The organism is Algoriphagus ratkowskyi (genome assembly GCF_002150505.1).
Taxonomy (GTDB): domain Bacteria; phylum Bacteroidota; class Bacteroidia; order Cytophagales; family Cyclobacteriaceae; genus Algoriphagus; species Algoriphagus ratkowskyi.
On record NZ_MSSV01000003.1, the window covers coordinates 385637 to 406375 of the forward strand.

Annotated in this window: 19 protein-coding genes and 1 riboswitch; of the genes, 9 read left to right on the plus strand and 10 right to left on the minus strand. The window is 40.4% G+C overall.

From position 1 onward, the window contains the following. Window positions 1-97: 97 nt before the first annotated feature. Window positions 98-295, minus strand: a riboswitch (cobalamin riboswitch). 235 nt (window positions 296-530) lie between these two features. Next, window positions 531-893 (plus strand): DUF1304 domain-containing protein, encoded by a 363-nt coding sequence (locus BVH02_RS05295; protein WP_086499933.1) that lies wholly within the window; start codon window positions 531-533, stop codon window positions 891-893. Between the two features lie 70 nt (window positions 894-963). Here BVH02_RS05295 and BVH02_RS05300 read toward each other — a convergent pair whose 3' ends face one another. The 4 genes from BVH02_RS05300 to BVH02_RS05315 form a co-directional block, all read right to left on the minus strand. Beyond that, window positions 964-2487, minus strand: coding sequence for a P-loop NTPase family protein (locus BVH02_RS05300; protein ID WP_086499815.1), 1524 nt, complete (start codon window positions 2485-2487; stop codon window positions 964-966). A 5-nt stretch (window positions 2488-2492) separates the two neighbouring features. Continuing rightward, window positions 2493-3593, minus strand: a complete 1101-nt coding sequence (locus BVH02_RS05305; RefSeq protein WP_086499817.1) for a vWA domain-containing protein — start codon at window positions 3591-3593, stop codon at window positions 2493-2495. 197 nt (window positions 3594-3790) lie between these two features. Beyond that, window positions 3791-4204, minus strand: coding sequence for a PIN domain-containing protein (locus tag BVH02_RS05310; RefSeq protein ID WP_086499819.1), 414 nt, complete (start codon window positions 4202-4204; stop codon window positions 3791-3793). Then, window positions 4197-4454: a DUF6364 family protein gene (locus BVH02_RS05315; protein WP_086499821.1), complete on the minus strand. Its 258-nt coding sequence runs from the start codon at window positions 4452-4454 to the stop codon at window positions 4197-4199. The genes BVH02_RS05310 and BVH02_RS05315 overlap by 8 nt, the downstream gene beginning before the upstream one ends. 204 nt (window positions 4455-4658) lie before the next feature. Between BVH02_RS05315 and queG the strand changes: the two genes are divergently transcribed. After that, complete coding sequence (gene queG / locus BVH02_RS05320) at window positions 4659-5594, plus strand: tRNA epoxyqueuosine(34) reductase QueG (RefSeq protein WP_086499823.1); 936 nt, start codon at window positions 4659-4661, stop codon at window positions 5592-5594. A 15-nt stretch (window positions 5595-5609) separates the two neighbouring features. Beyond that, window positions 5610-6722: a magnesium/cobalt transporter CorA gene (gene corA, locus BVH02_RS05325; RefSeq protein WP_086499826.1), complete on the plus strand. Its 1113-nt coding sequence runs from the start codon at window positions 5610-5612 to the stop codon at window positions 6720-6722. A 3-nt stretch (window positions 6723-6725) separates the two neighbouring features. Here corA and BVH02_RS05330 read toward each other — a convergent pair whose 3' ends face one another. From BVH02_RS05330 to BVH02_RS05340, 3 genes are all read right to left on the minus strand, one after another. Beyond that, entirely contained in the window at window positions 6726-7139 is a 414-nt protein-coding gene (locus BVH02_RS05330; RefSeq protein ID WP_086499828.1) for an META domain-containing protein, read from the minus strand. 63 nt (window positions 7140-7202) lie between these two features. Further along, complete coding sequence (nadC, locus tag BVH02_RS05335) at window positions 7203-8060, minus strand: carboxylating nicotinate-nucleotide diphosphorylase (RefSeq protein WP_086499830.1); 858 nt, start codon at window positions 8058-8060, stop codon at window positions 7203-7205. Window positions 8061-8371: 311 nt separating this feature from the next. Further along, window positions 8372-8770: a DUF4783 domain-containing protein gene (locus BVH02_RS05340; RefSeq protein WP_086499833.1), complete on the minus strand. Its 399-nt coding sequence runs from the start codon at window positions 8768-8770 to the stop codon at window positions 8372-8374. Window positions 8771-8906: 136 nt separating this feature from the next. Here BVH02_RS05340 and gpmI point away from each other — a divergent pair, with 136 nt between their 5' ends. After that, window positions 8907-10430 (plus strand): 2,3-bisphosphoglycerate-independent phosphoglycerate mutase, encoded by a 1524-nt coding sequence (gene gpmI, locus BVH02_RS05345; protein WP_086499835.1) that lies wholly within the window; start codon window positions 8907-8909, stop codon window positions 10428-10430. Further along, window positions 10430-10990 carry a hypothetical protein gene (locus BVH02_RS05350; protein WP_086499837.1) on the plus strand — a complete coding sequence of 187 codons (561 nt, stop codon included), beginning with the start codon at window positions 10430-10432 and terminating at the stop codon, window positions 10988-10990. The genes gpmI and BVH02_RS05350 overlap by 1 nt, the downstream gene beginning before the upstream one ends. A gap of 339 nt (window positions 10991-11329) precedes the next feature. Here the strand turns inward: BVH02_RS05350 and BVH02_RS05355 are convergent, their stop codons facing one another. Next, window positions 11330-13009 carry an amidase gene (locus BVH02_RS05355; protein ID WP_086499842.1) on the minus strand — a complete coding sequence of 560 codons (1680 nt, stop codon included), beginning with the start codon at window positions 13007-13009 and terminating at the stop codon, window positions 11330-11332. A 244-nt stretch (window positions 13010-13253) separates the two neighbouring features. On the opposite strand from BVH02_RS05355, the gene BVH02_RS05360 reads away from it, so the two are divergent. Continuing rightward, the gene (locus tag BVH02_RS05360) at window positions 13254-13691 is read left to right on the plus strand and encodes a hypothetical protein (protein WP_086499844.1); all 438 of its coding nucleotides are present in this window, start codon (window positions 13254-13256) and stop codon (window positions 13689-13691) included. Window positions 13692-13899: 208 nt separating this feature from the next. Here the strand turns inward: BVH02_RS05360 and BVH02_RS05365 are convergent, their stop codons facing one another. Then, a complete protein-coding gene (locus BVH02_RS05365) occupies window positions 13900-14214 on the minus strand; it encodes a hypothetical protein (protein WP_086499846.1) in 315 nt (104 codons plus the stop codon). 180 nt (window positions 14215-14394) lie between these two features. Here BVH02_RS05365 and polA point away from each other — a divergent pair, with 180 nt between their 5' ends. From polA to BVH02_RS05380, 3 genes are all read left to right on the plus strand, one after another. Beyond that, entirely contained in the window at window positions 14395-17223 is a 2829-nt protein-coding gene (polA, locus tag BVH02_RS05370) for a DNA polymerase I (protein ID WP_086499848.1), read from the plus strand. A gap of 234 nt (window positions 17224-17457) precedes the next feature. Beyond that, window positions 17458-18831 carry a DNA repair protein RadA gene (radA, locus tag BVH02_RS05375; RefSeq protein ID WP_086499851.1) on the plus strand — a complete coding sequence of 458 codons (1374 nt, stop codon included), beginning with the start codon at window positions 17458-17460 and terminating at the stop codon, window positions 18829-18831. 199 nt (window positions 18832-19030) lie between these two features. Continuing rightward, window positions 19031-20140 carry a tyrosine-type recombinase/integrase gene (locus tag BVH02_RS05380; protein ID WP_086499854.1) on the plus strand — a complete coding sequence of 370 codons (1110 nt, stop codon included), beginning with the start codon at window positions 19031-19033 and terminating at the stop codon, window positions 20138-20140. Between the two features lie 100 nt (window positions 20141-20240). Here the strand turns inward: BVH02_RS05380 and BVH02_RS05385 are convergent, their stop codons facing one another. Beyond that, window positions 20241-20693 carry a DUF5662 family protein gene (locus BVH02_RS05385; protein ID WP_086499857.1) on the minus strand — a complete coding sequence of 151 codons (453 nt, stop codon included), beginning with the start codon at window positions 20691-20693 and terminating at the stop codon, window positions 20241-20243. Window positions 20694-20739: the final 46 nt, after the last annotated feature.

Here is a 20739-nt window from a genome sequence, read left to right on the forward strand (position 1 = left end):
AACTGAGCCGAGAGGCACAGATGAAAGCAAGCTAAGAAAACGTATCAAACTTGACTAAAAGCTTCATTCGCGAAAGCATTGTCAACTCTGCCTGACGGCAGGCAGGTCGGAATAGGCAGGTCTCCTGACTTGTAACGACGTTCATCGTCCTTCCCGTCTCCGTGGTATGGGCGACAGTGGACATGCGAGGATGATCGTCTTTGGTATGTTACTTACAGTTGCGCGACAGTTCGTGATTTTCACACGATTCCCTATTAATCTACAGCTAAGTAAAACCTCTTCCGGTTGATAAAGAAATAAAGTTAAGAACTATTTCAGTCGCGAAAGTAGTGAATTTAATTGGATGATAATTTCTGTTTTATAATACTTCATAATACTCAGGGAATTATATTAATGGTTATCTGAATGAAAACGGCAACTCATTAAAATGTGATTTTATTGAAGCCTATCTACCACTTAGATACCCTCTTATCAATAAAGTCTAAGCATGCGTTCTTAACCATTTTCGCTAATTTCAAATAAAAAACATGATGCAACTCCTAGCCGATATAATGATTGCTGCTATTGCCGCACTTCATCTCTACTTTCTTTACTTCGAGATGTTCGCTTGGAATACGATTGGAAGAAAGACGTTTAAGCAAATTCCGGCAGATGTTTTTCCACACACAAAAGCTCTTGCTGCAAATCAAGGATTGTACAATGGTTTTTTGGTGGCTGGATTAGGGTGGTCGTTGCTAATCTCAGATCCCTTGTGGGCAGATTATATAGCTATATTTTTTCTTAGCTGTGTATTAGTCGCAGGTATTTACGGCGCGGTCACTGCAAGCAAAAAAATCTTATGGATTCAAGGCTTACCTGCATTAATAGCCTTGATTTTGGTGCACTTGAAATAAAAAAACGCAGAGAGCTATAAGTTCATATGACTAAACCTTATGCCTCCGCGTCTCTTTAATTATTAACTATCTATAAGTCCTCCTCTTCGAAATCATCGGCATCACCAGGTCCCATATCGAACATGGAGCTGAACAAGTCTTTGAACTGCAAGCCTGTATCCAGCACTTTTTTGCTAAGCTGAGAAAATTCTGCCAAGCCGTGAAGAGCAAATTCCATGAAGAATTCCTTCTCTTTCTCTGGCATTTCCTTCACAAGTTGCGTTACCACATCTTCTAATCCGGGCACAGAATGAAGTACAGAATTATAATCTTTATCCGACTGAGAGGCTAAAATATCTAACTCATTTCCTTCTCCAAACCATGCCAAAGGAAGCACATAAGGATTGCCTTCTTTTGACTTTTTCTTCTGCTCAGGAGATGGGAAATAATTTTCAAACTGGGTACGAATCGCTTTTCCAATTAAATTGTACGCAACCAATCCCGCGCCTTCTTGCTCACCTTCATAAACCAATTCAACTTTTCCGGTGATGGCCGGGATCACACCAATCAAATCAGCAATCCGAACAATAGTATTGCTTTCCCCATTCATATACATTCGGCGCTCAGCTGCTGAGATCAAATTCTCATAAGCTGAAATCGTCAATCTCGCCGAAACACCGCTTTTCTCATCCACAAACTCAGAACTTCTTGCCTCGATAGCAATCTGCTCGATCAAGTCCTTCATCAATTCAGGCACATAGATATTATCTACAGGTTTACCTTTTAGATTGGCTTCCTGAGCTGTAATTCTTCTACCGATCTCGATGGATTTTGGATAGTGGGTGATGATCTGACTTTCAATTCTATCCTTCAGCGGAGTTACGATACTTCCACGATTGGTGTAATCCTCTGGATTTGCTGTAAAGACAAACTGAATATCTAGCGGCAGTCTCAATTTAAAACCACGAATCTGTATATCGCCTTCCTGCAAAATATTGAATAAGGCAACCTGAATTCTAGCCTGCAAATCCGGCAATTCATTAATCACAAAAATGGAACGATGAGATCTCGGTACCAAACCGTAGTGAATCACGCGCTCGTCATTATAACTCAACTTCATCGTGGCGGCCTTGATAGGATCCACATCACCTATCAAATCGGCTACAGATACATCCGGCGTCGCCAACTTCTCTGTATAGCGATCGTCCCGATGCCACCATCCTATAGGTGTGTTATCACCTTTCTCCTCGATCAGGTCTTTTGCAAAAGAAGTTAAAGGCTTGAAAGGATCGTCATTCAATTCGGCTCCTAAAACTACTGGAACATACTCATCAAGAAGCTGAGTCATCATTCTGGCAATTCTTGTTTTCGCCTGTCCTCTCAAACCCAACAAATTGATATTATGTCTGGAAAGAATCGCTCGCTCAATGTCAGGAATCACGGTGTCCTCGTATCCCCAGATTCCTTCGAAAACGTTCTCTTTATTCTTGATCTTAGTGATCAAATTGTCGCGAAGTTCTTCTTTAATGGATTTGGATTCGTATCCTGCAGCTTTGAGTTGGCCGAAAGTTTTTATTTGGGTGAGTTCTTTTGGTGTCAGTTTTTGGTAGTTCATAGTACTTACAAGCGTTTCGTTCTATTGCGTTTATAATCTTCAAATATCAGGTCGCCAAGCCCTTTCAGGCTACTGTAATAGGCATTCCCGTTATTCACTTTGGTGAACTCCTTCACGAATTCTTTCAGATAAGGATCCGAAGCAATCATAAAAGTTGTCACTGGTATTTTCAGCTTTCGGCATTGTGCAGCGAGTTTTAACGTTTCACTGAGGATCTTGCTATCTATCCCGAAAGCATTTTTATAATACTTGATTCCTACTTTCAAGCAGGTTGGCTTGCCGTCAGTAATCATGAAAATCTGCTTATTTGGATTTTTCCTTTTTCGGAGTAAATCCATCGCCAGTTCAAGTCCAGCAACCGTATTTGTATGATATGGCCCAACTTGGAGATAAGGTAAATCCTTGATCTCAATCTGCCAGGCATCATTTCCAAATACGATGATATCAAGTGTATCTTTTGGATAACGTGTTTTGATGAGTTCTGCCAAAGCCATGGCAACTTTCTTTGCAGGAGTGATTCTATCCTCACCGTACAAGATCATGGAGTGAGAAATATCAATCATCAGCACGGTAGAAGTCTGGGAGCGGAATTCATTTTCTGATACTTCCAAATCACCTTCAGTAAGCAGATATTCTCCCGAAAAACCGTGATTAGCTTGTGCATTTCGGAGCGAATCAGTCAAAGCTATCTGATCTAGATTATCTCCGAATTCATAGGCTCGACGATCTGTGCCTCTTTCGTCGCCTTGCCCGGAATGCGTGGTTTTATGTTGACCAGATTTGCTACGCTTAAGTTTGCCGAAAATCTCCTCCAAAGCTGACTTTCGAATGGTCTGCTCCGCTTTCCCGGTGATTTTAAATTCGCCTTTTTGGTTTTCCTCTGTGAGGTAGCCTTTGCTTTTCAGATCGTCGATAAAGTCGCCAATTCCATAATTGGGATTGGTCATGTTGTAGCGATTGTCCAAATTGGTGAGCCAACTCAGCGCTTCCGCTACATCTCCACCAGTCATGGTGATGAGTTGCAAAAATATATTCAGCAGATTCTCAAACGTATTCTTCTCAGGATCCTGAGTGGGTACGAATTGAGTAAATCGAAATCCTTTCATTTATTAAGGTTTTAGATGCTAGAAGCAAGATTTTAGAGATTGATTTCAGTCATGTAATAATAAAGCAAAAGCTAAAAAGCTCCGATTCAACATTTTAAAGACCCTTTTCACTCCAATCAGGGACATAACAAGAAGATGGGTATGGTAGTTTAATAAACGGAGCAAAAAGGCAAAAAAGATGATCAGTGTGCGGATTATTAAGCTTTGAAAAATTCATTAGGAGTGAGAATAGGCATTTTGCCCTCGGCATACTTGAAGTCTTTTTTGTCTCGTGTGATCAAGAAATCCATTTTATTTGCCACAGCAGTAAAATACTGAAGACCATCTTCTTTGTCTTTGAAACCGGAATTCAAAGAATTTAAAAATGCTTCCTTCCCACCAGAAATCACCTTGCAAAATCCAATATATTGAATCAATTTTTCTTTGGCGTTATCCACCTTATATCGATCAAAAGACATATAAATTAGTACCCCTAGAGAAACTTCAGAGATAAAAAGCTGAGCTTCACCTTGAATGGCCAAAGAAAGAAATGGCTTAGAATCCTCAACAAATGGTTCTCGATTAGCCACTAAATCAAGCGCTACATTAGAGTCCAAAAATATCCTATACATATTTTTTATCGCGGTGTTCGCGTAAAAGTTCTTTGTCTGACTTTTCTAAGGCTTTGATAGGAGTCTCCTCTTTTAATCTTTCTAAAAATCGAGCTGCTGCTACCTGCTCCGAAGTTTTTTCTACACCCGGACTTTCCTTTTCAAAAATCTCTTCAAACATCTTGGAAAGAGAAATACCTCTGCTGGCAGCTTGCATCTTGGCTTTCTCTACAATTTCTTTCCTTACAGTAAGGGTGAGTTTGGTTTTCATAAGTGACACGTGTTTGACTTAAATATACGTGCATTTTCTGTAAAAGATTTCTATTCTACTAACCCTAATAGGAAGGGTTTCAGGCTTTAAATTTTTACTAGGCACTTTTTACCACTTACCTCTCACAACTTACAAATCTTACAGCCTTCTCATATCTCTCAATATCATATTCTAAGGAAAACATATCTCCCCTATCTTTACCTCATGACTTCCGCCGAGAAAAATGCCTCCATCATCAAATCCACCGCCAAGCGGCTGGGCTTTGACTTTTGTGGAATAGCGAAAGCAGGATTTCTCGAAGAGGAGGCTCCGAAATTGGAAGATTGGCTCAACCGAAATTACAACGGTGAAATGGGCTATTTGGCCAATCACTTTGACAAGCGGCTCGATCCTACAAAACTCGTGGAGGGAGCTAAAACGGTGGTATCTCTGATTTATAATTACTATCCAGCTGAAGAACTACAATCTGAAAGTTCTGCTATCAAACTCGCCAAATACGCCTACGGTGAGGATTATCACTTTGTCATTCGGGACAAACTCAATGAATTTTTAGAAATACTCCGAGATGAGATCGGAGAGATCGATGGGCGAAGTTTTGTAGATTCCGCTCCTGTCATGGAACGGCAATGGGCTCAAAAAGCAGGATTAGGCTGGCTTGGTAAAAACAGCCTTTTGCTAAATCGAAAGCAAGGGAGTTTCTTCTTTCTCTCCGAACTCATTATCGATTTGGAAGTATCTCCAGATACGCCTTTAGCAAAGGATTACTGTGGCACCTGCACTGCCTGCATTGACGCATGTCCCACGGATGCGATAGTTGGCAATGGCGTGATTGACGGTTCCCGCTGCATCTCTTATCTGACTATTGAATTGAAAGATGCGATTCCTGATGTGTTCAAAGGCAAGATGGAAAACTGGGCTTTTGGCTGCGATATTTGCCAGGATGTATGCCCATGGAATCGTTTTTCCAAGCCCAACCAAGAACCTCGATTTCAACCAAGTGATGAGTTGAAGGAATTGACGAAATCCGATTGGAAAGAGATCACCGAGGAAACTTTCAGGCGGGTTTTCAAAAAATCGGCAGTAAAGCGCACCAAACTTGTAGGGTTAAATAGAAATATTGACTTTCTTAATTCGAAATAACTTTATTGAGACCTTATGAGCCCTCAAACTCCCAACCTAAAAGCAGTACAGAAGCTTTTCAAACCTAAAAAGAAGAAGAGAAAGTCAACTCATAAAATCGGCTTACCTCCAGGAGCATTGGTTTTTACAGGTGATAAAAAGCTCGATGAAGTAGAGATTAACCTGATCACCTATGATGAAGTTGATTTCTATGAGGAAACTATTCAGCTGGATAAGCTACGAGAGCATTTGAAGCTGAAGAAAAAAGTTCTTTGGATTGACATAATAGGTTTACATGATGTTGCAATACTTGAAAAAATAGGAGTGCTTTTCGGGATTCATAAACTTACGCTTGAGGATATTTTGAATGTAAATCAGAGGCCTAAAATGGAAGCATTCGAAGACTATCTTTTTGCAGCCATGAAGATGATCCAATGTCCTACGCCCGAGTCCCCCATAGATGATGAGCAGATTAGCTTTGTACTTAAGGATGGGATTTTACTGACGTTTCAGGAGAAAAAGGGGGATGTATTTAATTTTGTACGTAGTCGCTTGACAGACCCAAAGCGCACCGTACGTCAAAGAAAAGCTGATTATTTACTCTATTCCCTGCTTGATGCGGTAATAGACAATTACTTCATCGTCATGGAAAATGTGGGCGAACGGATCGAGAACTTGGAATCACAAGCTATGACTTCTCCAGGTAGCGAAACCCTAAGTGCGCTCTATCTTCAAAGACGTGAAATGATGGATCTACGGAGAACTGTCTATCCGCTTCGTGAGGTGATTGGCTCTTTTGACAAATACGCAGATGACAAGATCAGTCCTGAGACAAGACCATTCATTCGCGATCTCTACGAAAACACCATCCAGGTCATCGAGACCATGGAGGTTTTCCGTGACATGTCTTCCGGCGTGCTAGATCTCTACATGAATAGCCTTTCCAACCGCATGAATAATATCATGAAAGTGTTGACGGTCATCTCCACCATCTTTATACCACTGAGTTTTGTGGCGGGAGTCTATGGGATGAATTTCGACAATATGCCCGAGCTGCACTGGAAATATGGATATTTCTATGTGATAGGGGGAATGGGATTAGCTATCGTAGGGATGTTAGTATTTTTCAGGAGGAAGGATTGGATTTAAGACCTACTGTAGCTTTAGCACAATTTTCTTATTTCCGTTTTTCAACAAAAGCTCACCAGCATTTACTTGATAGTAACGCACTGATTTAAGTACCTCTAGGAATTTGTTTTCAAATGGTAAGTTCTGACAAGCCATACGGGTAGCTCCCACTTCTCCGAAACTAAAGGAATTCTTCTTCCCGATCTCATACGATCCAAAGATGCGATTACAGCTACCTGAACCAGAAAAACTGGCTTTTTTTGCGTCAAAAATCAGATGTGCATCTTGGTCAGATCCAGATGTCTGAACCGGTGCCCCCAAGATCTCTACTACTGTCCATTTTTTATTGTTCCAGTTCACATCTGGATAGGATTTGGAAGAGCAAGATGCTAAGCCAAATGCAAAAATGGCTACAAATAGTATAAGGGTATTTCTCATAGTTGGTTAGTGTTTACAATTAGTGTAAGTCAGAAACCGAGCCAAATGTTCCGCTATTTTTATTTAAAATGCCTTCAAACTGATATCCAAACTTTTTACAGAATGGGTCAAAGCTCCCATGGAGATATAATCCACACCGCATTCCGCTACAGCAACCAAGGTGTCTTCTGTGATTCCCCCCGAAGCTTCAGTTTTATACTCATCACCGATCTTACGCACAGCTTCACGCATCGTATCGTAATCCATGTTGTCCAACATAATCTGATCTACTCCGCCCACTTCAAGTACTTGTTTGATCTCATCCAGATTTCGGGTTTCAATTTCAATTTTCAGATCTAGTTTATTTTCTGACAAATAGGCTCTAGATCCTTCGATAGCCTTTCGAATTCCACCTGCAAAATCCACATGATTATCCTTTAGCATCACCATGTCATACAGTGCAAAGCGGTGATTTACTCCTCCGCCTATCAGTACAGCCCACTTTTCCATCAATCGAAAATTCGGCGTAGTCTTACGAGTATCCATCAGACGGGCTTTGGTATGAAGTATTTTCTCAGTAAGTCTATTGGTTAGCGTAGCAATCCCAGACATTCGTTGCATACAGTTGAGCACCAATCGCTCTGAGGATAGAATGGATGCAGACGAACCTTTCACAATAAGGCCAATATCACCATAGTTAACTCTATCCCCATCTTTTACCAGAAGTTCTACCTCAAGAGTTGAATCGAACGTCTTGAAAATTTTCTCCGCTAATTCTATCCCAGCAATAATACCATCGTCTTTGATCAGGAGTTTGGCCTGACCTACTTTCCCTTTTGGGATGGAGGAAAGAGAAGAGTAATCGCCCGGACCGATATCTTCGGCAAAAGCTGCAGCGATAAAAGTGGAAATTGCTTGATCAGTAAGATAAGATGGCTTCATCCCCAAAAATAGACATTCAGATCTCACGCTAGGTCCCTAAACTGCAAATTTCTCAGAAAAACAAAAAATTGTTTAAATAGGTACGATTCATAGAAAGCACGAGAAAGTTTCGATAATCAATGTTCAAATTCAATTACCAAGGAAAGAATAGCTACTTACTTTTTGCCTTTATAGCTGGCTTTGTGGCTAAAAAAAAACTCAATCATCAGTGATCATAGTTCGACCAGCTCTCCAGAACATTTCAATTCTCACAGGGAAACTGCGCTCTCTGAGTAAAACTCCGCGAACTTTGCGGTAAAAAAAAACCAGACTTAGCCCTTCACAAACTCAAGACTGTATATCTTAAAGTCTGCATCCTGTTGAGATACTTTTATAAAAACTTTGAATAAACCCTGAGCACTCTGGTAATCTCCAATAAAGGAGCTCAGGCTTGGGTTATTTTCACTTCGAAAAACCAGGATAAATCCCATGGATGGGTTTTTCTTAAAAAAATCTTTTAGTACAAGCTCTGCCTGATTTTTAGAATAATCTCCCTGTAATCCGTTTACATTTAAAGAAATGCTGGAATCGAAGTATTTTGCTAAGTCTCCGCTGGAGCTATTTTCAATTGCAGAAATAACCGTATCAATTGAATCAGTATTAGCAATTTCCTTATTAGGAGATTGAATAAACAAAAATAGTGATACGATTAAACTTAATAATGAGGTCATTGCCCTTGCAGGGCAAATACTAAGCCAAAAAAGGAATTATATCATTGAGCTGGTAATTTATCAAATCCATTGTATGAAGTTTTGTCTAATCAGGAATTCAACAGTACTTTGCCTTATAATATAATATATTTGCCGAATGGATAAGAAAGTACTTTTAATGATCTTGGATGGCTGGGGAATAGCCAAAAATCCTTCAGTTTCTGCGATTGATAAAGCAAAAACCCCATTTATAGATAGTCTTTATACCAAATATCCTCATGCTACACTGGAAGCATCTGGTTTAGCAGTTGGCTTACCAGAAGGCCAAATGGGTAATTCAGAAGTGGGTCATATGAATATTGGTGCAGGTCGCGTAGTCTATCAAGACCTGGTAAAAATCAACCTTGCCGTAGAGAATAAGGAGTTAAATACGCATCCAGTTTTGGTAAATGCATTTGCTAAAGCCAAAGCCTCTGGAAAAAAAGTCCATTTCATGGGATTACTTTCAGATGGTGGAGTCCATTCACACATAGAGCACTTGAAAGGGCTTTGTGACGCTGCAAAATTCAATGGAATGGAGGATGTTTTTATTCATGCCTTCATGGACGGAAGAGATACTGATCCAAAGGGAGGTATCGGTTACTTAGAAGATCTCAAAGCACATTTGACTAATTCTACTGGCAAAATTGCATCAGTGGTAGGGAGATATTACGCTATGGATCGCGACAATCGATGGGAGCGGGTGAAGCTTGCCTACGACGCAATGGTGAAAGGTGAGGGAGAGAAATCCAAAGACATCATCGCTTCCATGCGTAAATCTTATGAAAATAATGTTACAGACGAATTTATCAGACCAATCATCCATGCTGGAGCTGATAATAAGCCATTGGCAAAAATAGAAGATGGTGATTTGTTGATCTGTTTCAACTTCCGCACGGATCGTGGCAGAGAAATCTCTCAAGCACTTACGCAGCGCGATTACGAAGATTTCAGCATGAAAAAGTTGAATATAGAGTACGTCACATTCACTAACTATGATGCTACGTTCAAAGATGTACAAGTCCTCTTCGAAAAAGACAACCTGAATAATACACTTGGTGAAGTCTTAGAAAAAGCTGGGAAAAAGCAAATCAGAATTGCCGAAACAGAGAAATATCCACACGTAACCTTCTTCTTTTCCGGAGGAAGAGAAAAGGAATTTATCGGAGAAAGTAGATTGCTTTGTCCATCTCCAAAGGTCGCAACATACGATCTAAAACCTGAAATGAGTGCTTATGAAATCGCCTCCAAAATCAATGGAGAATTGAAAAAGAAAAGTGCTGATTTCATTTGCCTCAACTTTGCAAATGCTGATATGGTCGGTCACACAGGTGATTTCGATGCTGCAGTGAAGGCTTGTGAGGCAGTAAATGACTGTGCAGAAAGTGTGATTACCACAGCTCTGGCCAATGATTACACCATCATTGTCATTGCCGATCATGGCAATAGCGACATGATGATCAATGCGGACGGCTCACCAAATACTGCGCATACCACCAATTTGGTGCCTTGCATTATGGTGGACAAAAATGATAAGCTGACCATCAATGAGGGAAAATTAGGAGATTTGGCTCCAACCATTCTCTTGCTTATGGGCGTAGAGAAGCCAGAAATTATGACTGGAAATATTCTATTGGCTTGATGAGGCATTTCAAACCATTTGGAATTCTTTTCCTTGTTGTCCTTGGACTTTTTTCCTGTGCGCAAGAATCTTCCAATTCACTTGAAACAAGCCCTTATTTTGATCTTAAAGGCTTTATAAATGAAAAAATCCAAGAGGTCGATGGCATGCAAGTGAGAAAAATTTCTAGGATTCAAGGAGAAGAACAAAAAGTTGAGTTAGCCTATTCGATCTTAGATTGGAAGCAGGAGTTTAGCACTTTTGCAGAAGCAGATATCAATAACCCATCGTCAATTCAATCCTATGAGACGATTACTTCAAAAGATAGATTAACACATGAGCTTCTGCCAGACACCAAAGGAAAAGTAAAGTATATCAAAGTAAGCTATACAGGAGACCAAGTAAGCAGAGTTTCCATCAAGATTGCAGATGACAACCTGTTCTACTCCACCACTACCTTGGCGGAGATTTATATGAATAATGCCACACATCTTATAGATCATTATTCTATTGAGACGACTCAGAAAATTTGGTTTCTAGATCCAAATAACATGAAAATCCAAGGAGCGATAGTTCAGTAAGAACTGGGTTATATTGAAAAGTGATTACCCGCAACGAAGCCCGTAATCTCTATTTCTTTGCTCTTTAGGAAGGATGACCGAAGTACAGGAATTATAGTGTTTACCATATTTAGAGCCGCATTTTGCCTTTTACTGGTGCAATTGCGGATATACATACAGTGAAAAAAAAGGTAAGAACTGGAGATCAACTTCAATTCTTGCCTTTTTTTTGTCCCAAAAAATACAAATTCCAAAAGTTTGGAACACGAAATTTCGACCAGTTTTCCCTTGGAGTTTGAGTTTTCGACAGTAATTCTGCAGCGTAAAATATCGCTTATTGACCCAGGATCTAGCTACTCGTTATTTATCAAACATCGGCGGTCTTTTCGCTTGCCAATCACTATTCTGCTGAATCAGATTTCCCAACATCACTAGTTTTTCTTCTTCAAAAAGATTGGCCAGAAGCGTAATAGAAGTGGGGTTCCCCGAATCTGTAAAGCCATTTGGAAGGCAAAGCGCAGGATGACCAGTGAGATTGGTAATTTGCAATTGTGGACCTCCAAAACTTGGAGTTACAATCACATCATAATCCTTCATCAGTTCGTGCATTTCCTCTATTAATATACTTCTCTGTCTAGCTGCCTGAACATATTCCACAGCTGGAATAAATCGCGCAGCTCGGAATAGATTTGGCCAGGCATTTTTGTGCTGTGCCACCAGCTCATCATCCCAACCGAGTCGAGTCAGTTCATCGAAGGCAGCCGCACCTTCCACCATTAGCATAAGTCCAATTGCACTTGGATTTACTGAAGTCTTCAACTCCACGGGATGAAGTTCGAAGCCTTGGTTTTTCAATAATTCCAGCACTTTAGCATCGTTTTCTGCCCCGTTTCGATCTCCTCCAAAAAATGATTTGAAATAGCCAACTTTCAATTTCTTGACCTCAGTTTTGCTAGAATAATTAAATGCTGCTGCAATTGTGCTTCTATCCATCACATCCTCGCCATTGATCACTGAAAGTACTATTCCATTATCAATAGCTGACCTTGAAATGGGGCCAATTTTGTCCATGGACCAGCTCAAAGCCATAGCGCCAGTCTTACTTACACGACCATAAGTAGGACGCAATCCTGTCACACCGTTTCTAGTAGATGGGGAAACTATAGATCCCAGAGTTTCGGTTCCGATAGCAAACGGAACTAAGCCTGCACTGACCGCAGAGGCTGACCCAGCAGAAGATCCACTGGATCCTTGTTTCAAATTCCAAGGATTTTTGGTCACTCCACCAAACCAGACATCTCCCATCGCTAAAGCTCCCAAAGTAAATTTACCTACCAAAACACCTCCGGCGTCATTTAATTTTGTGACTACAGTTGCTGTTTGATCAATCTCCTGATCCTTGTAAGGCATGGCTCCCCAAGTTGTTTTGGTACCCTTCACTGCTAGTAAATCTTTGATTCCATAGGGAATTCCGTGCAATGGACCTCGGTATTTTCCTTGAGAAATCTCCCGATCCATTGCCTTAGCTTTTGCTAAAGCCGAATCCTCCATCAGCGAGATTAGACATTGAAGCGTATCTGAATAGGTTTTGATTCTGTCCAAATAGATTTTGGTTAATCGCTCACTGCTAATTTTTTTGTTCTTGATCAAGACTGCTAGCTGATGAACAGGCATATATGCGATATCTGACTCCTGCTCAGGCAACGCTACTTCAGTAGGCAATCCCCAATCCAACTCTTTCTGAATCTGAGTTGGAGTGAATCCAATGGGAAGAGGATTGAATATCAGCGATGGAGCTACCGAATTATCAACCTGAAATTCGCGCAGTCCCTTATACTTCATACGCTGAGAAGTGAGTGTGCCGATCATACTATCTTTTTCGGCAGAAGTGAAGTTAAGTCCGATCAATTCAGATCCTCCATCAATTGCTGCTGGAGTGATTTCACCATATTTTTCACCAAAGGAAAAACCTAAGGCTAGGCAAGCTGCTGCACCAATTAGGATAAAAACACGCGATTGAACTATATTTTTTGATTTCATTGAATAGTTTTGTATTAATTGTATCTAATTATCCGCAATGATGCCAGTAGCCATATACTCTTTGCTTTTCAGGCTAAAAGACATCCCGATAGCAATCGCAAAACAGGTGATCGAAGTGGCCTAAATCGTAGAGTTAACCTTGTTCTATGATCCATTTATCGCTTACTGGTAGAATTGCAGTCATACATAATTATTGTAAAAAGATTTTCAAGTTGAAAATCCATTACCCAAGATAAATAACCTTATGGATCAAAGTCCTTCTTTTCCTATATTTCCTATGCATTTCCGGGGAATTTTAATGCTTTCTGGAATGTACACGATCGCTTGGTCTGCTATCTACAGAATGATGGGAAATTCTATTATTAGTTGGCTTGCAAATGGCAACGAATTCAGTCCAGACATCTCCATGGCCTATTATGGAGGTTTTGGAATAGTAGTAGGCTTGCTGATATTTTTTAGTTCATTCTACCCCATCAGCTGGGTATACTTGATTATCGCAGGCATCACTGGCAAAATAATATTGGCTATTTGGTTTACCCTAAGTTTTCTGCCTGATTTGGGCTGGAATAAGCGAACCGCTTTTCAATTGATTTTTAATGAAATTTTGTGGCTCATTCCTCTGATTTTGGTTTTTTTAAGAGGCCTTCAGGTGAGAAATTATATAGCAGAAAACCCTGAATAATACGTTCTAGCTATGTAGTGCTAATCGAAGGTTTTCTTTACCCAAAAAGAATTTTGGGGCTGCTCTATCAAGAATAAGATTAGATCTCAAAACAATAATCACTGCGGATCATGATGTAGATCTCACAAATTGAAAAACATACAAATACAAAAAAGGCTGACAATTATCTGTCAGCCTTTTTCGTGTGATTGATTGGTGGTTGGTTTCTTTAGGATACTAAAAGCAAAATCAACAAAATGATAATAATTGCACCGACAGAAATGTACACTCCATTACCCAAGGCTCTGGATTCATCTTTCATTTCTTTCAATTCCATACGAACATCTTTTCTTTCTTCCTTGCTCATATCACCGAAGTCCATCGATTTAATTTCTTCTACTCTGAACTCGATCTCAGATAAGCGCTCTTTTTGCGCTTCTGTTAATTCTGTTTCTCCTTTTTTGGATTTTGATTCATTAGCTGGCGCAGCCATGATCATCTGAGTGGAGATGAATAATGCTAAAATTGCGAATAATTTTTTCATTAGGTAATTGTTTAGGATGTAAGAATTTGTTTATAGTATGTATTACCATAAGATCAAATTTTCCGCCAAAGACTGTCTAGTAGCTATGGATTACACAACCTTTTGAGCTAGCTCTATCGGAAAATTTGTAACTTACACGGCCTAAAAAAGACCTTTATTTTATCCTATAATCATCCGAAAATGACCCAAAAACAGCCCTGCAAGCTATTTTTACTTGATGCCATGGCTCTTATTTATAGAGCACATTTTGCCTTCAGCAAAAATCCTAGAATAAACTCCAAAGGCCTAAATACTGGAGTGATGCTGGGGTTTACCAATACCCTTCTCGAAATCGTAGATAAGGAAAAACCTACCCATATTGGGGTCGCTTTTGACACAAGTGCTCCTACTTTTAGACATAAGCAATTTGAAGCTTACAAAGCCAACAGACTAGAACAACCCGAGGATATTGCTATTGCTATTCCATGGGTAAAAGAAATTGTAAAAGCATTCAATATCCCTATTCTAGAACTGGATGGCTATGAAGCTGATGATGTGATAGGAACACTGGCTAAACAGGCCGAGAAGGAGAATTTTACAGTTTATATGATGACTCCCGACAAAGATTATGGTCAGCTGGTTGATGATCATATTTTCCTTTACAAACCCTCTTTCATGGGAAATGGAGTAGATATCATGGGTCCAAAAGAGATTTGCGCCAAATGGGATATCGACAATGTAGATCAGGTTCGTGATATTTTGGGACTGATGGGAGATGCTGTGGATAACATACCTGGAATCCCTGGAATCGGTCAAAAAACGGCAGTCAAACTACTCAAGATCTATGGTACAGTAGAAGAATTGGTAAAGAATACCGCTGATCTCAAAGGCAAGCAAAAAGAGAATGTGGAAAACTTCGCTGCACAGGGAATCCTCTCCAAAGAACTCGCAACCATCATGTGTGACGTGCCGATCACCTACGTGAAGGAAGACCTCAAATACGAGGGAATTGATGAGGAAAAAGTTCGAGCGATTTTCACCGAACTTGAATTTAGAACCTTGGCGTCCCGAGTTTTTAAGGGGACAGATAAAAAAGCAGCAGTTCAGAAAAATGATCAACTAGGTCTTTTTGGCGAAGCTCCAGCTGCTACAACTTCTTTTTCTCCTGAAGTAGAATTTGAAGAAGAATCTGTAACAGTGGCTGAGGTCAGAGCGCCAGATACGATTCGCAGCAATATCCAGAATTATCATAAAGTAAAAGGAAAAGCAGAAATCCTTGAACTAGTTGAATTTTTAGAGATTCAAAAAGAAATTTGTTTCGATACAGAAACAACTTCTGTGAATGCTATGGAAGCCGAATTGGTTGGTATTTCATTCGCATACATTACTGGTGAGGCATATTACATTCCTTGCCCAGCAGATAGAATTGAGACCTTAGCAATCCTTGAATTGCTCAAGCCAGTATTTGAAAATGAAGCAATCCTAAAGATTGGTCAGAATATTAAGTACGATATTCTCATCCTGAAAAATTACAATATCGAGATCAAAGGCCTTCTTTACGATACCATGCTTGCTCATTACCTGATCGATGCAGATGGCAAGCATTCTATGGATTGGCTTGCAAAGCAATACCTGAATTATGAGCCTGTTTCGATTACTGAGTTGATCGGGAAAAAAGGCAAGAATCAGGGAAGTATGCGTGATGTGGACGAAGACGAAGTGACTGCTTATGCTTCTGAAGATGCTGATATTACGCTTAGATTGAAGGCTGAATTTGATCCTCTTTTAAAAGAAAATAAACTGGAAAAGCTGTTTGACGAAGTGGAAAATCCACTGATCAATGTGCTGGCTGATATGGAATTTGAAGGAATTCGTATCAATACAGATAGCCTGGCGGAGATGTCTATTTTACTGGAAAAAGAGAGCAAGGAAATTGAGAACAAGGTCTATGAAATGGCCGGTGTTCGCTTCAATTTGGCCTCTCCAAAGCAACTCGGTGAAGTACTTTTCGACAAGCTACAACTTGATCCTAAAGCCAAAAAAACCAAAACTGGGCAATATGCTACGGGTGAGGAAGTGCTGAGTAAATTGGCCAACGAGCATGAGATTATCCAGAACATTCTGGATTATCGTCAAATGGTGAAGTTGAAGTCAACTTATGTGGATGCTTTGCCTACGCTGATCAATTCCAAAACAGGGAAAATCCACACCACCTACAACCAGTTTGTGGCAGCCACAGGTAGACTATCTTCCACCAATCCCAATCTTCAAAATATCCCTATTCGAACCGAAAGAGGACGTGAGATCCGTAAGGCATTTGTTCCTAGGGATGAAAATTACGTATTGCTAGCAGCGGATTATTCACAGATCGAGTTGCGTATCATGGCTGCTTTTTCAGGTGACGAATCTATGATCGAAGCATTCAATAATGGCCGTGATATTCACGCCACTACGGCTGCGAAGATCTTCCAAGTGCCACTAGATGAAGTAACCTCTGATATGCGTAGAAAAGCCAAAACCGCCAATTTTGGGATTATTTACGGTATTTCTGCTTTTGGACTTTCGCAAAGACTGTCTATTCCTAGAGGAGAGGCAAAAGAGATTATCGATGCCTATTTCAATGAATTCCCAGCCGTGAAAGAATACATGGACGGAGCCATCGAAAAAGCTCGTGCTAATGAGTACGTGGAAACCATTCTCGGCCGTCGCCGATATCTCCGAGATATCAACAGCCGAAATGCTACGATGCGTGGCTTCGCCGAGCGAAATGCGATCAATGCGCCAATTCAAGGTTCGGCTGCTGATCTGATTAAAGTAGCGATGATCGATGTGCACAAGTGGATGAAAAAAGAAGGCCTCAAGTCCAAAATGATCCTGCAGGTTCATGATGAATTGGTCTTCGATGCGCATATAGACGAGGTCGAAATCTTAAAAGCAAATATTCCCGGCTTAATGTCCAACGCCATCAAAATGGCTGTGCCGGTAGAAGTGGAAGTAGGAACGGGAACGGATTGGCTGCAGGCGCATTAATTTTAGTAGTAAGTCATAAGTAGCAGGTAGTAAGTACTTCATCATTCGGCATTGGATGTTCATCATTTGAAATTGGTAGAATTGAAATTGAAAAATTTAAAATTTCTTGAATAAACTGACTAGGAAGATGATAGGAGTACTTTGTCTCTCGCAAATCGTAATTCATAAATTTTAAAAGTATCTCCTAAGTCCCCCAACATCTCGTAAATCAAAAATCGTATATCGTACCTCCAAATGGCTAAAATAAAAACCACTTTCTTCTGTCAAAACTGTGGCGCGCAAAGTCCCAAGTGGCTGGGTAAATGTCCTGCTTGCGGGGAATGGAACACCTATGTGGAGGAAGTAGTGCAGAAGGAAGAATCCGGCAAAGGATCTTGGAAGCCCCAATCTTCCACCACCAAAAAAGCCAGCGTCCCAAAGAAAATCCACGAAGTCAACTATGAGGAGTCACCGCGATATGTGACCGGAGATGATGAACTCGATCGAGTTTTGGGTGGAGGAATTGTGCCAGGCTCTCTTGTGCTTATAGGCGGTGAACCTGGAATAGGCAAGTCCACGCTAATGCTTCAGATTGCCTTGATCCTAGTAGGCAAGAAAATCCTCTACGTTTCTGGGGAAGAAAGTGAAGCGCAGATCAAGATGCGTGCAGATCGTATGGCTGCTAAGAATCCAGAATGCTACGTGCTTTCGGAGACAAATACCCAGCAGATTTTTCAGCAAATCGAAGCGCTTAAGCCTGATTTGCTCGTGATAGATTCCATTCAGACATTAACTAGCCAATTTATAGAATCTGCCGCAGGTTCTGTTTCGCAGGTGCGGGAATGCACGGCCGAACTGATGAAATTTGCCAAGGAAACTGGAACGCCAGTTTTCCTGATCGGCCATATCACCAAAGACGGTTCAATCGCCGGGCCGAAGGTGCTGGAGCACATGGTGGATACTGTTTTGCAATTTGAAGGAGATCGGCATATGAGCTATAGAATCCTGCGAACTTCCAAGAACCGATTTGGATCTACCCACGAACTGGGGATCTACGAGATGCGGGTAGAAGGTCTTCGTCCTGTAGCTAATCCTTCAGAGATCCTCCTCACTCAGCGAGAGGAAGTATTGAACGGCGTCGCCATCGGGGCCATGATGGAAGGAAATCGTCCTTTGCTGATCGAAATTCAATCACTAGTCAGTCCGGCAACGTATGGTACTCCGCAGCGAAGTAGCACGGGACACGATGCTAAGCGATTGAATATGTTGTTAGCGGTTTTGGAGAAGCGTGGAGGGATGAAACTTGGTCAACAAGATGTTTTCTTGAATGTGGCAGGAGGACTTCGTGTAGATGATCCAGCCTTAGATTTGGCAGTTTGTGCCTCGCTGATTTCCAGCTATGAGGACACGCCAGTTTCCGAGCAGATATGTTTTGCAGGGGAAGTGGGTTTGGGTGGAGAGATACGTGCAGTTCACCGTATAGAAAACCGTATTGCAGAAGCTGAGAAACTAGGTTTCAAAAAAATCATAGTTTCCAAATACGCGGTGAAAGGCTTAGATCTGAATAAATACAAAATCGAAGTGATGCCAGTCAGTAAGCTGGAGGAAGTTTATCAGAAGATTTTTTAGGAGTTAGGTGAGTTGGTGGTATGTAGATCAAGTGGTCTGTGATGACACAGACCACGGCATAGCAGAGTAAGCTAGAAGAGGTTTATCAGAATTATTTAGGAAGAGAATAAATGGTCTGTGGAAAGCTCTAGAGGAGAATACAAAAGTTTGATTTAATCTACTTTTCGCTTAACTTAAACATACTTTTTAGGGAAAGCCTATGAAAACAATTTTTTTACGAAATGGAGAAATTAAGAGGAAGCCTTTTGTGCTACTGGAATTTCCATTCGATGAGGAACTCAAAGAACTGGTCAAGACCATTCCAGGAGCAGATTGGCAGCCAAAATTAAAGGCATGGACACTCCCATATTCCGATGGAGTGACTTCCCAATTATTAGCCTTATTTAAGGGAAAAGCTTGGCTGGACTATTCGGCATTTAAGAAAGTAGAAATAAACAATCAGAAAAAAGCAGCGCTACCTGAGATGGATGCTGGAATAGCGGAAGAGATCGAGAAGTTCAGCGATTGGATGCGTAATAGACGGTACTCCGAATCCACCATTCGAAACTATATACATAGCTTGGGACTTTTTTTGAGATTTACGGGAAACAAGAATCCAGCAGAAATCAATAATACAGACTTGGAAAACTTCCATAAAGACTACATCCTTAAAAATAACTACTCAGCATCGTTTCAATCACTTGTAATCAACGCAGTGAAACTGTATTTTTCAAATAGATTAAAACGAAAGTTAGAACCGATAGAAATCGAACGACCAAAAAACCCGAGGCTATTACCACATGTATTATCCAAAGAAGACGTGAAAGCGATCCTACTCGCACATCAGAATATCAAACACCGAGCAATGCTAAGTCTGATTTATGCCTGTGGACTGAGACGCTCAGAGCTTTTGAACTTGAAGCCACAGGATATAGACTCAAGCCGAGGAATGCTTAGAGTGAATCAAGGCAAAGGAAAAAAAGACCGTTTGGTACCTATCAGCGAAAAAATTCTGGAATTACTTCGGGAGTATTACCGGTATGAGAAGCCGAGTGTGTATTTGTTTGAAGGTCAGACTTCAGGAAAACCATATTCGGGTAAAAGTCTTGAAAACGTAATGAACCAAGCGGTAGCTAAAGCCAAAGTCAAACAAAAACCAACGCTTCATTGGCTTCGACATAGCTATGCCACGCATCTATTGGAAAGTGGTACAGACATTCGTTATATTCAGGAACTATTAGGTCACAGCTCCAGTAAGACGACTGAAATATACACGCATGTGAGTCAAAAAAGCATTCAAAAGATTAGGAGCCCTTTTGATGACCTTTAGGCAAGGTCAAAAAAATAAAGTGGATTAAATGGCTACTATCGAAGCAAAAACAGAAAGTAACAGCCAAAAACTGGCGACAATAAAGGAGTTAGCACCAATACTACCAACCAAGACGTTTAGCGGTATTAGTGAAAATATCAACTGTTTGTTCTGACAATTTGAAACGGTCTTTATTAATATCAATTGATTTGTAAATATTACCGTCTGCGTGTCTTTCTCCTGCTGCTTTCCAATCAAAAAACATTTCTATCAAATCAAATAAATCAAATCCATTTACACCATTTTCAAAATGTTCTGGATGATGCGAATTGTTTTGATAATGATGGTCAAGTGCTACTTTTAATTCTTTTAAATACTCTCTGTATTCGTCTGAGTTATAAGTGCAACCTTTCAGTTTAGGTGTGAATTTGTCAAACAATTCCTTTTCAGGAGTTTCAAGTTTTGAATTGTCGTGAACATTTGCTCGTTTAATCAATTCACTTGATGCTTGTGTCATTAATTCTGCTACTCTTTTAATATGCAGTAGAGTATCCGCTTTGCTGTCATATTTCATTTTTATATTTTTTTAAATTGTTACTAATTAATAAAGTACTGGTGCT

Coding starts and splice junctions, on each gene's coding strand:
- BVH02_RS05350 (WP_086499837.1), top strand. CDS start 10,430: ATGAGGCATTTCAAACCATTTGGAATTCTTTTCCTTGTTGTCCTTGGA.
- BVH02_RS05295 (WP_086499933.1), top strand. CDS start 531: ATGCAACTCCTAGCCGATATAATGATTGCTGCTATTGCCGCACTTCAT.
- BVH02_RS05300 (WP_086499815.1), bottom strand. CDS start 2,487: ATGAACTACCAAAAACTGACACCAAAAGAACTCACCCAAATAAAAACT.
- radA (WP_086499851.1), top strand. CDS start 17,458: ATGGCTAAAATAAAAACCACTTTCTTCTGTCAAAACTGTGGCGCGCAA.
- BVH02_RS05340 (WP_086499833.1), bottom strand. CDS start 8,770: ATGACCTCATTATTAAGTTTAATCGTATCACTATTTTTGTTTATTCAA.
- corA (WP_086499826.1), top strand. CDS start 5,610: ATGAGCCCTCAAACTCCCAACCTAAAAGCAGTACAGAAGCTTTTCAAA.
- BVH02_RS05365 (WP_086499846.1), bottom strand. CDS start 14,214: ATGAAAAAATTATTCGCAATTTTAGCATTATTCATCTCCACTCAGATG.
- gpmI (WP_086499835.1), top strand. CDS start 8,907: ATGGATAAGAAAGTACTTTTAATGATCTTGGATGGCTGGGGAATAGCC.
- BVH02_RS05360 (WP_086499844.1), top strand. CDS start 13,254: ATGGATCAAAGTCCTTCTTTTCCTATATTTCCTATGCATTTCCGGGGA.
- BVH02_RS05305 (WP_086499817.1), bottom strand. CDS start 3,593: ATGAAAGGATTTCGATTTACTCAATTCGTACCCACTCAGGATCCTGAG.
- nadC (WP_086499830.1), bottom strand. CDS start 8,060: ATGAAGCCATCTTATCTTACTGATCAAGCAATTTCCACTTTTATCGCT.
- BVH02_RS05355 (WP_086499842.1), bottom strand. CDS start 13,009: ATGAAATCAAAAAATATAGTTCAATCGCGTGTTTTTATCCTAATTGGT.
- BVH02_RS05315 (WP_086499821.1), bottom strand. CDS start 4,454: ATGAAAACCAAACTCACCCTTACTGTAAGGAAAGAAATTGTAGAGAAA.
- BVH02_RS05330 (WP_086499828.1), bottom strand. CDS start 7,139: ATGAGAAATACCCTTATACTATTTGTAGCCATTTTTGCATTTGGCTTA.
- queG (WP_086499823.1), top strand. CDS start 4,659: ATGACTTCCGCCGAGAAAAATGCCTCCATCATCAAATCCACCGCCAAG.
- BVH02_RS05380 (WP_086499854.1), top strand. CDS start 19,031: ATGAAAACAATTTTTTTACGAAATGGAGAAATTAAGAGGAAGCCTTTT.
- polA (WP_086499848.1), top strand. CDS start 14,395: ATGACCCAAAAACAGCCCTGCAAGCTATTTTTACTTGATGCCATGGCT.
- BVH02_RS05310 (WP_086499819.1), bottom strand. CDS start 4,204: ATGTATAGGATATTTTTGGACTCTAATGTAGCGCTTGATTTAGTGGCT.
- BVH02_RS05385 (WP_086499857.1), bottom strand. CDS start 20,693: ATGAAATATGACAGCAAAGCGGATACTCTACTGCATATTAAAAGAGTA.